Annotated in this window: 11 protein-coding genes; 7 read left to right on the top strand and 4 right to left on the bottom strand. The window is 63.0% G+C overall.

Going from position 1 to position 13104, the window contains the following annotated elements; translation table 11 throughout:
- Positions 1-10 precede the first annotated feature (10 nt).
- From PV760_RS19640 to PV760_RS19630, 3 genes are read right to left on the bottom strand one after another with little or no spacing between them, the layout of a single operon-like run.
- A complete protein-coding gene (locus PV760_RS19640) occupies positions 11-703 on the bottom strand; it encodes a DUF2848 family protein (RefSeq protein WP_018780004.1) in 693 nt (230 codons plus the stop codon).
- Between the two features lie 10 nt (positions 704-713).
- Positions 714-1508: a carbon-nitrogen family hydrolase gene (locus PV760_RS19635; protein WP_018780003.1), complete on the bottom strand. Its 795-nt coding sequence runs from the start codon at positions 1506-1508 to the stop codon at positions 714-716.
- Positions 1505-2866: an MFS transporter gene (locus tag PV760_RS19630; RefSeq protein WP_039239561.1), complete on the bottom strand. Its 1362-nt coding sequence runs from the start codon at positions 2864-2866 to the stop codon at positions 1505-1507. Before PV760_RS19630 ends, PV760_RS19635 begins: the two co-directional genes overlap by 4 nt.
- Before the next feature lie 230 nt (positions 2867-3096).
- Between PV760_RS19630 and PV760_RS19625 the strand changes: the two genes are divergently transcribed.
- Positions 3097-3738, top strand: a complete 642-nt coding sequence (locus tag PV760_RS19625) for a GntR family transcriptional regulator (protein WP_026267479.1) — start codon at positions 3097-3099, stop codon at positions 3736-3738.
- Here PV760_RS19625 and PV760_RS19620 read toward each other — a convergent pair.
- On the bottom strand, positions 3735-4028 hold the full coding sequence (locus tag PV760_RS19620) for a DUF503 domain-containing protein (RefSeq protein WP_018780000.1): 294 nt from the start codon (positions 4026-4028) through the stop codon (positions 3735-3737). The genes PV760_RS19625 and PV760_RS19620 overlap by 4 nt on opposite strands.
- Before the next feature lie 205 nt (positions 4029-4233).
- Here PV760_RS19620 and PV760_RS19615 point away from each other — a divergent pair, with 205 nt between their 5' ends.
- The 6 genes from PV760_RS19615 to PV760_RS19590 all read left to right on the top strand — a co-directional run bounded on the left by PV760_RS19615 (position 4234) and on the right by PV760_RS19590 (position 13089).
- Entirely contained in the window at positions 4234-6210 is a 1977-nt protein-coding gene (locus PV760_RS19615) for a cellulose biosynthesis cyclic di-GMP-binding regulatory protein BcsB (protein WP_281444364.1), read from the top strand.
- Positions 6200-7894, top strand: coding sequence for an ArnT family glycosyltransferase (locus PV760_RS19610; RefSeq protein ID WP_079582723.1), 1695 nt, complete (start codon positions 6200-6202; stop codon positions 7892-7894). Before PV760_RS19615 ends, PV760_RS19610 begins: the two co-directional genes overlap by 11 nt.
- The gene (locus PV760_RS19605) at positions 7891-9846 is read left to right on the top strand and encodes a glycosyltransferase (protein WP_018779997.1); all 1956 of its coding nucleotides are present in this window, start codon (positions 7891-7893) and stop codon (positions 9844-9846) included. Before PV760_RS19610 ends, PV760_RS19605 begins: the two co-directional genes overlap by 4 nt.
- 104 nt (positions 9847-9950) lie before the next feature.
- On the top strand, positions 9951-11135 hold the full coding sequence (locus PV760_RS19600) for a GGDEF domain-containing protein (RefSeq protein WP_354628488.1): 1185 nt from the start codon (positions 9951-9953) through the stop codon (positions 11133-11135).
- Positions 11132-11635, top strand: coding sequence for a hypothetical protein (locus tag PV760_RS19595; RefSeq protein ID WP_018779995.1), 504 nt, complete (start codon positions 11132-11134; stop codon positions 11633-11635). The genes PV760_RS19600 and PV760_RS19595 overlap by 4 nt, the downstream gene beginning before the upstream one ends.
- Positions 11632-13089, top strand: coding sequence for a putative bifunctional diguanylate cyclase/phosphodiesterase (locus PV760_RS19590; RefSeq protein WP_354628487.1), 1458 nt, complete (start codon positions 11632-11634; stop codon positions 13087-13089). The genes PV760_RS19595 and PV760_RS19590 overlap by 4 nt, the downstream gene beginning before the upstream one ends.
- Positions 13090-13104 lie beyond the last annotated feature (15 nt).

Below are 13104 nucleotides of genomic sequence, written 5' to 3'. Positions count from 1 at the left end.
CCGGTCCTCATCAGAGTGAGCCTTTCTTGATTTTGTAGTTATGTTCAATGGTGGTCCCATTTGGGAACGAGAGCTCCAACTTCCAGGAAGTTCCGTCTATGAACTTTCCGTCCAGAAGCGGCAGGGTGCCGCCGAGGCACATGAAGTCGGCGTCGCCGATGCCGGTCCGGGCCAGGAGACGCTCGACGACGTCGGCCGGCTTGCGCAGGCCGCTCAGCGAACCTTCCTGGTACAGGACTCCGTCAACCCACGAGCGCGCTGTGCACTCGTCGAGGTCGAGATTTTCCAGGTTCTCTACGGCGATCACCTCAGCGGCCACCGGCTTGGGACACGCGCGCTTTGAATCGCCGATATCCCGGGCTTCAATGTCACGGTCTGTGTGGTCGGATCCGATGCCGAGGTAGTACTGGCCGTTGTGGCGGATGTACAGGGGCTCAATCTCACCGGAGGTCAGGTTTTCCGAAGCGTCGTGCTCGCCCGAGGTCTCGAAGAGGTCCGAGTCCATGCGGTAAAACATGGGCACCTCCGGGGGAGGGGCTACGCCGATGGCAGCCAGCTCGTCAATATGGTGTTGCACCGCTTTTGGATCCCGGCCTGTGTAGCCGGCCACCACTGCGTGGAAATCCGAAATGACGATTGTCTTGTCCGTGCCCACCACCCTGAAAGTGAGTGGGACTTGCCGTGTTGTTTGCTGTGTTTGCATTGGACTTCCTCTAGACGGTCAGAGTTTCGTAGCTGGCCAAGCGGTCATTGAGCACCGGGAACTCGTTGCGGACAATGCCCACCTGCTGCGGATCGATGTCCACCATGAGCACGGACTCCCCGGCGTCGGCCTCGGCCAGCACGTTGCCGGCGGGATCCACCACCCTGCTGTGGCCGCCGAGCTCCACGCCCTCCTGGACACCGGCAGCGTTGCAGGCAACCACGAAGATCTGGTGCTCCAGGGCGCGGGCGGTGGTGAGGAGACGCCAGTGTTCGCGCCGGGCGGCGGGCCAGGCTGCCGGAACGATCACGATTTCTGCGCCGCGGGTGCTCAGCTCCATCCACAACCCCGGGAAACGCAGGTCGTAGCACGTGATTCCTGCCGTGGCCCCGAAGGGGAGCGGGACCACGGGCAGTGCGGCCCCGGCTGTCAGGAGACTGGCTTCCTTCGATTTGTAACCGAAGACGTGGATCTTCCTGTAGGTGTGGACCACGCTGCCGTCCGGGCCCAGCAGGATTGATGTGTTGCTGAGTTGCCCGTCCGCGCCGGCTTCAATGATGCTGCCGAGATGGAGATGGACGCCCAGTTCTTTCGCAACCCGTGAGCACATTGAAACGGTGGGGCCGGAGAGTGTCTCAGCCAGGGTCGCGTAGTCATCGAAGTGGAAGTAGCCTGCACTCCACAGTTCCGGGAGGACGATCAGCTCGGCGCCGCTGATGTTGCGAAGAATCTTCTCGACCCGGTCGATCCGGTCCCCGCGGCTTTCGGTGTCCGGACTGGCTACCTGGACCAACGCGATTTTCATGCTTGTTCCTTCTCTTTGCTGCTCGGCTCGTCCAGATCACTGAGCTTCAGGCCCTTGGTTTCCTTGGCAAACATCACCGAGACCATCGAGATCAAGCCCATCCCTGCCAGGTAGATGCCGATCGCGTAGCCCGTACCGAAGGCGCTGTAGAGAGCCAACGCAATGATGGGAGACAGCGAGCCGGCGATCAGCGAAGCCAGGTTGTAGGCTACGGAGGTGCCGCTGTACCGGACATCGGTGGGGAAGAGTTCGGAGAAGAAGGCGCCGATCACCGAGCTGTACGCGGCGAAGATCAACAGGCCACCTACCGCCGCGGCGATGATGCCCCACATCTGTCCGGTGTTGAGGAGGGCAAAGAAGGCGAATGCCCAGATGACGGTGGCGATCGAAGCCCCGATCATGATGGGCTTCCGGCCTACGCGGTCCGCGTAGATGGCCAGGACAGGAATAGCGACGACGGCCGCTGCCTGACCGATCATGACGGCGGTGAGCCCGGCTTGCCTTTGCAATCCCATGATTTGGGTGACGTACGTGATGATGAACAGCGAGTAGATGTAGAAGCCTGCGTTCTCACCCATGCGGCTTCCGGTGGCGATGAGGATTTCGCGCCAGTTGCGGCGGAAAAGGATGGCCAAGGGCATCTTGCGCTCGGACACTGCCATGGTCTCGCGCTTCCGCTGCGCTTCTTTGAACAGCGGTGTTTCCTGCACGTAGAGGCGGAGGACCAGGCCAATGATGACCAGCAATGCGGACAATCCGAATGCTATGCGCCAGCCCCATGCAAGGAATTCGCTCTCCGGCAAGGTGCCTGCGAGGATAGCGAGCACGCCGGCTGCCATGAGATTGCCCAGGGGCGGGCCCACGTTCGGCCAGGAGGACCAGAACGCGCGGCGTGAACTGTCATTGCTGTGCTCCGACACAAGAAGGACAGCGCCGCCCCATTCCCCGCCGAGTGCGAACCCTTGGATCAGCCGCAGCAACAGCAGCAGCAACGGTGCTGCAATACCAATGGCCGCGTATGACGGGATGAAGGCGATGAGGGTCGTCGCGACCCCCATGAGCATGAGGCTTGCTACCAACGTGGCGCGTCGGCCGTGTTTGTCGCCAAGGTGCCCCAGGACAATCGCGCCGAGGGGCCGGGCGAGGAAGCCGGCAGCGAATGTGCCCAGCGCCAGCATGGTGCCGACGAGGGGATCGTCCGTGGGGAAGAAGAGCTTATTGAATACCAGTGCAGCGGCTGTGCCGTAGAGAAAGAAGTCGTACCATTCCACTGCCGTACCGGCGAGGCTCGAAGCAGCAACCACGGGCAAGCTGGAGTGCTTTTGCTGCCTTGGCTCGGCTTTCTTCAAATCGGTCATTGTGGGGATCCTTTTGCGATTGGGAGCGGCCGGGCTTCTTGTGAGGCGGGCCGATGTCCCAAGAAATTGAGGGGTTCCAGTGCGTGAGCGGAATCACTTGAGCCGCCACTGAAAACTACTGTAGACGAGTTGTATACAACCTGTCTATAGTTGGGGTTAAAGATTCTTCCAGACGTCCGGGACCCTCCTGGAGGCAACTCGTATACTGGGCTTCGCGAGAAAGGCTCTCCATGATCCAAATGACTCCCACTGCGCAATCCCAGCCCGAAGTGGCTTATCAGTGGATGAAAAGCTACATCGCTGCCCTCCCGCGGGAGGAGGAAACGTTCCTCAACGAGGCCGTCCTCGCCAAGACCACGGGCACATCCCGTACGCCGGTACGGGAGGCCCTGCTGCGCCTCGAAGCGGAAGGCTTCGTCAAGCGGATCCCCCATAAGGGCGCGTTCGTGCCCCCAATTTCCGACCCCGATGTGCGGGCAATCCTGCAGGCCAGGGCCGTGGTGGAAAAGTGGGCCGTGTCAGCCCTGGACACCATGGCCGACGGACAGATCGACGCTTTCCAGAGCGTCATCGACCAGCAACGGGAAGCCAAGGATGATCCCGCGCGCTTCATTGAGCTGGATACCGAGTTCCATACGCTCATGGTTCAGGCCGGCGGAAATCCGGTCCTCGCCGACTTCTACGCCTCGCTCCGGCAGAAGCAGCTGAGAATCGGCGTCAAAGCAGTGTCCCGGGGATCGGATCGCGCCGGTGATGTGCTTCGCGAACATCAACTAATTGTGGACGCCCTGCGCAGCCGAAGCCTGGAAGCGGCCCACCAAGCCATCGATGCGCACTTGGACTCCACCCGATGGGCCGTCATCGGCTACTAATCCTCGCTGTGCAACTCCCGCTGCCGTGCGCTAAGCAGCTCAAATTCAGGCCTGGCAGCCACGAAACGTTCAACGGCGTCGAGCACTTGCTGAAGGTGGGCGTGGTCAGGGGCCACCACAGCAGCGCCAATCAAAGCGCGCCGGTGCTGGTCCTGGAAGCCGGTCTCAGCTGCGGAGACCTCAAAGCGGCGCTTGAGTTCGGCGACCAGCGGCCGGACCAGCGAACGCTTCTCCTTCAGGCTGTGAACATCGCCCAGCAAGACATCAAATTCGATCCACCCGATCCACATAAACCCCATTCAACAGCAACGCGGGGTCACTTAAGGCCCATGTCAGGGGCGTTTACGGGCCAAAAGTGACCCCGCCTTGTTTGAGGTCTTGAGGGAATCTTGATCGAACGCAGCAAGGCGTCTTGAGTTCGGCCCGGCAGTGTCTATGAGGTTGGCCCAAAAGGGCCCCCGACTCATCCGCTGCTAGTTACCCAGGACTGACATCGTGACCCAAAACCCTGCCAGAGCCCGCGCCCGATCCCGCACCGCAGCCATACTCATCGCCTGCGCCGCCACCCTCGCGGTTTCCGCCATCACGGCCCCTATGGCTTCGGCCGGTCCCGCCCAGGGAGCAGTGGTCCGGGCGTCCTCCAGCGTGTCGGCCATGGCCGGCCAGGTGGAGCAGACACTTGTGGTTCCGGTGACTGCGGGATTGGAGCCCACACGGATCAAGGGCAGCATCGTGGTCTCCGGAAAGCCGGAAGGAACAGTCCGCGCAACGGTCAACGGCAGGATAGTCCTCGAAGCCAACGCAGCAGCAGCCATCGCCCTGGACCAGGCAGTGAGCAGCGCAGACGTCATCAACCAACAGATGACCGTGGGACTGCAGTTCATCCCGGCGGCGCAGACTATGTGCGTCCTCTCAAACGCCACAGCCACGCTGAACAACCTCGCAGTCGATTTCTCCGGAACCGCGGAGGTTCCCACGACCGTCGGCGGGTTCTTCCCGGTGTCCGTGCCCGCCGTCGTACTTCCCGTCCCGGCGGACCCGGGTGCCGATGTTTCCGCGGCCGTCATGACTGCCGCCGCCTCGATGACGCACCGCTACCCGGACGCCTCTGTCAGCGTGGTCCCGGAAGCCGGACTTGCCGCCCGGGTGGCCGGCCTTCCTGCGGGCAGCCGGGTCCTCAGCGTCGTGGGTGACCAAGGCGAAACCAGCACCAAACTCTCCACCACAGCCGGCCTCCCGCAGCTCATCCTCAGCGGCCATGACGAACAGCTCCGTACCGCCGCGCGCGCACTGGCCAGCGACAATACAGCGCTCGCCGTGACATCGTCCGTCACCGGGTTGACGTCCGCATTGCCTGCGTCGCCGGGCCTGACGCAAAGCCTCAAGGACCTGGGCAGCAGCACCCTGAAACTCTCCGGATACGGCACGCCGGAATCGTACGTGGGAGTCACCCAGTCCCAGTTCGGCGGACCCGTCCAATCAGTGAAGGTCCAGCTCAAGGGCACGCACACGGCCGTGCCGGCCAACGCCCAGGCTCAGCTTTCCGTCTTCTGGAACGATTACCTGCTTAGCTCCAGGAACCTCGACGGCGGTGACAGCTTTTCGGTGGACGCCGAAGTACCAGCCGGGCAGCTTCAGGCGAACAACGGCCTCCGGATCCGGCTCGCGGCCCTTCCCGCGGGCGGTGATTGCACCGGCCCCGCAGGTGTGATGCCCATGGAGGTCACCGTGGACACGGCAGGCAGCACGCTGACTGCCGCCCGGGGCGGTTCCATGAAGGCCGGTTTTGCACGGTTCCCCCAAGCCCTGGGACAGAGTGTTCCCGTAGCGTTCGGCGACGGCAACGCGCAGGCAAACACCGTGAACGCGGCCACCTTGGTAGCTTCCCTGCAGCGGCAGAGCGCCACCTTGCTGGACACCCGGGTGGTGGGCCTGGATACCTTGGCCGGCTCCAGCGAGTCCGGACTGGTGGTGGGCGCCACCGGCGATGTTGCCGACAAGCTCTCGGCACCCCTGCGTTTGGCCGAGTTCCGCACCATCTCCCCGAAGGACGTCGAATACGGGGTGGGCACGTCGGCACCGTTCGGTGTCCTGGAGGCGTTCGAACAAGGCGGCCGTGATCTTTTGCTCCTCGGGGCATGGGCACCGGACGGCGACGCTTCCGCGGCTGCGTTGCAGGCTTCCCTGACCTCGCACATCAGTGGTGTTGACGGCGGTTGGGCATCATTGTCCCGGAACCTCCTGGTCACCCAGCCCTCGGGTACGCCGGTCTTGCTGGAAAGCAACGTGGTGGTTCCGCAGAAGGCCGTCACCGACGACTACCGTCCCTACGCCTGGTGGATCGGCGGTGCAGTGCTGGTGCTGGGCCTCGCGTTCGCCGCCCGCACCATCCTGATGCGGCGCCGGGCCAAGGAAGCTCAGGCCTACGTGGACGCTGAACAGAAGGCGACCGAACCGGGCCATGGCAACTAGCGTTGCCACGCGGCGCCGCGCTGCCCACCGGCAGCCGGTGCTGCGGTCCCTGTCATCGCTGATGATCCGGGGTTGGGAACGGCTCGGCGCCCCGGTGGACGGACGCAAGGTCCCGGGCACCAGGATTGTGGCCTTGTTGGCCGCAGTGGTGGGCTACGTTGCTTGCCTGTACACCATCGGCCACGGCACCAACCTGGACTACTCCGACGCCCAAAGCCACCTGACCATCGCCCGGCGCATCTTCGACAGCAAGGCGCCCGGCTTTGAACAGCTCGGCACGGTGTGGCTGCCCATGCCCCACCTTCTGCTGGCGCCGTTCGTGGTGAACATGTGGCTGTTCAGCACGGGCTGGGCTGCGGGACTATTGGGGATCCTCGCCTTGTCCGCTACCGCCACGGGCCTGTACCTGATCGCAGCGCGCCTCGGTTTGGGCCGGGCGGGCCGCCTGGCGACCACACTGGTGGTCCTGGCGAACCCGGCGGTCCTCTACGTTTACACCACTGCTTTGACCGAGCCCGTGCTGATCATGTGCATCGTGGGCGGCATGGCAGGGTTGGCACATTGGTCCACCAGCCGGCGTCGGATGAGCGCCGGTGAACTGGCAGTCTTTGCAGGCATTCCCTCGGCCGCAGCCGTCCTCTCTCGCTATGAGGGGTGGGCGCTGGTGATGACCGGGACGCTGTTCGTGCTGATCGTCTCCAAACGCCGCACAGGCCAATGGCGCGAAGCCCTCACCATGGCCGGCGGCTACGTGATGATCCCTGCTGCGGCGGTGCTGTGGTGGCTTTCGTACAACTGGGCCATCTACGGCAACCCGCTTGAGTTCATGTTCGGGCAGTATTCCGCTTACGCGCAGCAGAAGAACATCACCGACGGCGGCCTGTTGCCTACCAAGGGCAACCTCGGACTGACGCTGACTACTTTCCACTGGTCGTTGCTGGAAACCGCGGGGGTGGTGGTCCTCGCCCTGGCGGCGTGCGGCGCCGTCGTGCTGGTCTTCAGGAGGGGCTTCGCGAACAGCACCCTCCTGGTGGCGGTGACCGGCAGCGCCTACGCCTTTGCGCTGTTGAGCCTTTTCCTGGGCCAAACGGCCATCAACAATGACCACTCGCTTCCCACCACCTGGTGGAACAACCGCTTCGCCCTGACGGCGTTGCCGTTGGTAGCGGTTTTGGTGGCCGTCTTCGTGCAGGAACTGACCCGGCCGGCGCGGCTCCGGCCCTGGCTGATCTGTGCTTTGCTGGGTGCATTGGTGGTGCAGAACGTGTGGTGGAACGAGGACCCCACCGGGAGGTTGGCCGTCCTGGCGGAAGGCAGGATGTCAGCTGAATCCACCACCAACTCCACCGCCGCCGCCCGTTGGCTGAACCAGCACTACGAATCCGGCGGGATCCTGATGGACGAAAGCGCACGCGGAAACGCAGTGCTTCCAGTGATGGGCATCCCGCTCAAGGAAATCTACAACAGGGCCTCCGGCGATTACTTCGCTCCTGCGCTGGATGATCCGGCCAAGTATGCCAAATGGGTATTCGTCAACGTCGAAGCAGGTACAGGAGCGCGGGATTCGGGCCCCACCGACCTCGTTTACCAGGCGATCATCAAGAACCCTTCCTTCGGCGTGCGCTACTCCGTCGCCTTTTCCACGCCCACGCACCGGATCTATGAAAGGTCCTCGGATTCATGACCCCTGCTTCCCTCGTCAAAGGACAGTTCAACCGGCAGTCGATCGGCCAGACACTGCTCGCCGCAGGCCTTGTGACCCCTGAACAACTGCAGCGTGCACTGGATCGGGCCGCGATCGAAGGCGGTTTGCTGGGACGGCACTTGATCCTGGAAGCCGGGCTGGACCGGCGTCGGATCTATGAAGTGCTGGCCCGGCAGTGGGACGCCCCGCTGGTGGATCTGATGGCCGAGCCACCAGCGGACGAACTCATGGAGCAGCTCATTTTCAGCGAGCTTGCGGAACCTCAATGGTTGCCGTGGCGCAGCGAGGACGGCGTCCTGACCGTGGCGACGGCGGTTGTTCCGTCCGCGGCAATCGCCGAGGAAGCAGCAGCGAAGTTCGGCGCCACCGATGTCGTCTTCCGCACCACGACGGACTGGGACATCAACCAATCCATCCAACGCTCCTTCAGGCGCCACCTGCTCTACGAATCCGCTGAACGCCTGGCCGAGGAACGGCCGGGTGACTCCGCTCGCATCGCGTTGACGCCGTGGCAACGGTACCTTCCTGTGGTCCTTGTAGCGGCAATCATGGTGGGGTTCGTGATCTCGCCGCTGACGGCGGTCATCGTGCTGCTGGCTGCAGCGAACATCGTCTTCCTGATCAGCATCGGATTCAAGACGTTGGCCAGTCTCCGTCGGCCTTTCGACAAGCTCCACGAGGCGGCAGTGGTCCGGGCACGGAACAAGGAACGCGCACGACGCGGCCTTCCGCCGGTGGCCGATGAGCGGATTCCGGATTCCGAACTGCCCGTCTACACGATCCTTGTACCGGTGTTCCGCGAGGCCAACATCATCGACAAACTGCTGACGAACCTGGGGCAGCTGGATTACCCCCGGTCCAAGCTGGATGTGCTGGTCCTCCTGGAGGAAGACGACGCCGAGACCATCGCCGCGGCCAAGGCCTCCAGGCCGCCGGAGTACGTCCGTATCCTCATCGTTCCGCGGGGCGAGCCCCAAACCAAGCCAAGGGCCTGCAATTACGGACTGACGTTTGCGCGGGGCGAATACGTGGTCATTTACGACGCCGAGGACCGCCCTGATCCGGGACAGCTGAGGGCTTCCATTGCAGCCTTCAAACGGGATGAGTTCGAGCGGGAGCACCTGAACCCCGGCCGCAAACCCCTCATCTGTGTCCAGGCCGCGCTGAATTACTTCAACGCCGACCAGAACGTGCTCACGCGCCTGTTCACCATCGAGTACACGCACTGGTTCGATTCCATGCTCCCGGGCCTGGACAACTCCGGGATCCCGTTGCCCCTGGGCGGCACGTCCAACCACTTCGTCACCGCGCTGCTCAAGGAAGTTGGCGCGTGGGACCCGTGGAACGTGACAGAGGACGCGGACCTGGGACTTCGGGCGGCCGTGGACGGTTACCGGGTGGGTGTCATCGACTCCACAACGTGGGAGGAGGCCTGTTCACAGGTGCCTGCCTGGATCAAGCAACGCACCCGCTGGATCAAGGGGTACATGATTACTTCGGCGGTGAATACCCGGAACTCCCTGAGGTACATCAAGAGCACGGGGGTAGCCGGAACCGTAGGCTTCCTTGGCCTGATCCTCGGCACGCCGCTGGCGTTCCTGGCTTATCCGCTGGTGGTTGGATTCACCGTGGTGACCTACATCGGTTACGACATCGTAGGCCTGGTCCTTCCCGGGTGGTTGCTGGCCGGAGGGGTGGTGTCCATGCTGTTCGGCAATGCCATGATGATCATCGTCTCCGGTGTCGCCACCTTCCGCAGGCATGGTTGGAGGATCGCGATTTTTGCCTTGCTGAACCCGTTCTACTGGGTCCTGCATTCCGTGGCGGCGTGGCGCGCGGCCTGGCAGATGCTGACCAGCCCCCATAAATGGGAGAAGACCCCGCACGGGCTGGAGGCGGAATACCACGACGACGGCCACTGGGTCGGGTGACGTACCGCACCTGATCTTGAGCCAATCTTGAGCAAATGCCGCAGAGAGGTTGAGTAAGCACCGCCACACTGAATCCAAAGCCGCAGGATGACCAGCTGAGGGGGTTGGACACGGTGCTCGATCCGTTCTCTGTAAGAGTCGCCCTGGGCGTCGTCACAGTAACCCTCTTGGTGTTGTTCTGTACCTCCTTCCACCGCACCCGTTCGCCGTATGCCGGCTGGTGGAGCCTGGCCCTGCTGCAATTCATGGCCGGCAACACAGCCTTCCTGCTCAACGGGTCCCCGCATCAGCAATGGGCCAATCCGGTGGGAAACGTCCTGGTGGTGGCTGGAGCATTCAGCGTGTGGGCCGGAGCCCGCTCCTTGCGGGACCTCAAGACCGCACGCTGGCAACTTGCCGCAGGTCCTGTGGTCACTGCTGTTGCTTCTGTCCTCGAAAGCCCCGCCACCAATGTCTGGTCCGGGGGCTTCGTCTATCTGGCCATGATGGCCACCGGGATTGCCTTGGCCGCCCGGGATCTTTGGCTGATCAAAGCTTCCCGTTCGCAGGTCCACAAGGCTTTGTCGCTGGCAGCAGGTCTCCTGGCCACGTACTACCTGGGCCGCTTTACGGTCTATGCACTGGAAGGGCCGGCAAGTGAGGCCTTCCGTATGTACTTCGGTCCCGGACCGTCGGGCCTGGTTTCGCTGGTGCTGCTGGTGACGGTGTCCTTCAGCATGACGGCCCTCACCAGCGACCAGCTCATCAAGGGTTTGAAGGAGCGGGCGGCCCGCGACCACCTGACCGGCCTGCTCAACCGCGGAACGTTCCTCGAACTGGCCACCACCGAGCTCCACCGTTTGTACTCCACAGGATCCGGCGCTGCCGTGGTCCTGGCAGACCTGGATCACTTCAAGGCAGTCAACGACGAATACGGTCACGGCGCCGGGGATGAGGCCTTGAAGGCCTTCGCTGCGGCCTGCGCCGCGTCCGTGAGGTCCACGGACCTCATTGGACGCTACGGCGGGGAGGAGTTCATCCTTTTCCTGCCCGGGGCCACACAGGAGCGGGCCGAGAGCATCGCCGTCGAAATCAGCCGCCGGACCGCAGGCATGCGCACACCGGAAGGTATCCCGTTCCCCACCATCAGCTATGGAGTTACGTCCAGCATCTCTGCCGGAGCCGATCTGAACTTCATGATCGAGGTAGCTGACGCAGCGCTTTACAGTGCCAAGGCACAAGGAAGAAACCGGATTGTAGGAGCCGACCGCCTCGAGGCGGCCACTATTGCGGATGAGGCACGATCATGACGCTCAATGAACTGACCACCAGGATCCAGATCCAGCACAACCAGGAGTTGTCCGTCTTCAGGAAAGACATCACCAGTGCTCCCTACAAAGCCGGAACAGCCACATCCTTGAACGCGGACCGGCGCTCGGTGCGGATGGGTCCTGTCCAGTCCGTTGAGGACGGAAACGCCAACCTGACCATCGTGGCCGATGTCGAAGGCCTTGCCTGGTTCACTGCGGACAAGGGCCTCCTGGGAAGTTGCATCACAGTATCCATCGCCGGCCACCGGCGGAACACCGGCACGCGCGTCCATCTCCCGCTCGCTGAATGCGATGCCTGGATCGAGGCCATCCTGGGCGGGTCGTGGATCACAAACGTCTACCGCATGGGCAACAAGGCAAAGCCCGACGGCCGGCTGGATATCGCCTCCTATCGCTTGTTCCTGGACGAGCACCGCAACCCGGTTCCCAAGCCCCAGGCCGTAGCCGATATGACGCTGCGCAGCCTGGACGAATCGTGACCAGTACCAAGCCTCGCCGGCTGGTGTCCACTGATGATGACGACCCCCGAATACAAAGCCTGGAACGGCAGGTCCGGGCACTCATGCAAGAACTCCATGAGGTCCGGAATGAACGACGCCATGAGGCCCTTACCGACCCCCTGACAGGCGTCGGCAACCGGCTGGCCCTGGCCGATGCCTTCAAGGAAGCCACGGCTGCCATGGCCAACAGCATCGCCCCGCCCGCGCTGCTCCTGTTGAACCTGGACGGATTCAAGACGTTGAAGAACTCTGCGGGCCATGCGGCAGCGGACCAGGTTCTGGTCACCGTTGCCATGCGCATCCGCTCGGCAGTCCGGGAGAACGACGTCGTCACCCGCCTGGGTGGCGACGAATTCGCTGTGTTGATGCCCGGCACCCCCAAGAACCGGGCTGCCGCCGTCGGGAACCGCATCCTGGCCGCGCTGGAACCCGGCATCGACCTCGGCAACAACAGTGTCCAGTGTGCTGCCAGCATGGGCCTGCGGATCGCCGAGCCGCACCACACCCTGGAGGACCTCCTCCAGGAAGCCGATTTCGCCCTGGAGGAATCCAAGAGCGAGGGCCGGAACAAGCTCAAGCTCTTCGATCCCGTGACCCTGCACTCCCGGCAACTCCAGCGGCAGATCGTGGGCGACCTGAGGGAGGGGATCCGCTCTGAGCAGCTGGTCCTCTATTACCAACCAATCGTTGACCTTGCCACGGGAACCATTGAGGGTTGCGAGGCCCTGGTCCGCTGGAACCATCCGATACACGGGCTCATCATGCCGGACCAGTTCATTCCCGTGGCAGAGGCCACCGGGTTGATTGCGGAACTGGGCAGGTGGGTCCTCCGCACAGCAATGCGCCAGCTGAGGCAATGGCGGGATAATCCGGCGACGTCGGAGCCCGCCTTCTCAATGCGCATCAACGTCTCTGCCGCCGACCTTCAAAGCCTGGAATTCGTGGACGACGTCCGCGACGTTCTCCAAAAGGAAGGATTGTCCCCGGATTCGCTGGTCCTGGAACTTACCGAGAGCGCCATCATCCAGAACAACGAGCTGGACCGTTACACCCTGATGAGCTTGCACAGGCTGGGTGTAGGCCTGGAGATAGACGATTTCGGCGCCGGTTATTCCTCGATGGGCTACCTGCGCAAACTCCCCGTGGATCGGGTGAAGGTTGACCGGCAGTTCGTGAAGGACCTGGAGAAGGACCCGTCCCAGCTGGAGTTCCTGGCGGCAATCCAGCAAGTCATCCGCTCGTGCGGGCTGGAAGGGGTCTGGGAAGGCATTGAGACAGCGCGGGAAGCAGAGTTGCTGCGGAGTATCGGCTGTACGAGCGGACAGGGGTATTTCTTCGGCAGGCCGTTGCCCGAAGCAGACTTCCTTGCCCGGTTAAAGGAAACGCGAGGTCACTTATGGCCCATCCCGGAGGGATTTACGGGCCATAAGTGACCTCGCGTCACTTCA

Origin of the sequence: Paenarthrobacter sp. CC6, assembly GCF_040560085.1 — a bacterium.
Lineage (GTDB): Bacteria > Actinomycetota > Actinomycetes > Actinomycetales > Micrococcaceae > Arthrobacter > Arthrobacter nicotinovorans.
Note: the sequence above shows the minus strand (reverse complement) of the source record. Positions and strands in the feature narration are given on the sequence as shown.

Excerpts from the sequence above, each read along its gene's own strand:
- PV760_RS19640 (WP_018780004.1), bottom strand. The coding sequence starts at position 703 with ATGCAAACACAGCAAACAACACGGCAAGTCCCACTCACTTTCAGGGTG.
- PV760_RS19635 (WP_018780003.1), bottom strand. The coding sequence starts at position 1,508 with ATGAAAATCGCGTTGGTCCAGGTAGCCAGTCCGGACACCGAAAGCCGC.
- PV760_RS19630 (WP_039239561.1), bottom strand. The coding sequence starts at position 2,866 with ATGACCGATTTGAAGAAAGCCGAGCCAAGGCAGCAAAAGCACTCCAGC.
- PV760_RS19620 (WP_018780000.1), bottom strand. The coding sequence starts at position 4,028 with ATGTGGATCGGGTGGATCGAATTTGATGTCTTGCTGGGCGATGTTCAC.
- PV760_RS19595 (WP_018779995.1), top strand. The coding sequence starts at position 11,132 with ATGACGCTCAATGAACTGACCACCAGGATCCAGATCCAGCACAACCAG.
- PV760_RS19610 (WP_079582723.1), top strand. The coding sequence starts at position 6,200 with ATGGCAACTAGCGTTGCCACGCGGCGCCGCGCTGCCCACCGGCAGCCG.
- PV760_RS19605 (WP_018779997.1), top strand. The coding sequence starts at position 7,891 with ATGACCCCTGCTTCCCTCGTCAAAGGACAGTTCAACCGGCAGTCGATC.
- PV760_RS19625 (WP_026267479.1), top strand. The coding sequence starts at position 3,097 with ATGATCCAAATGACTCCCACTGCGCAATCCCAGCCCGAAGTGGCTTAT.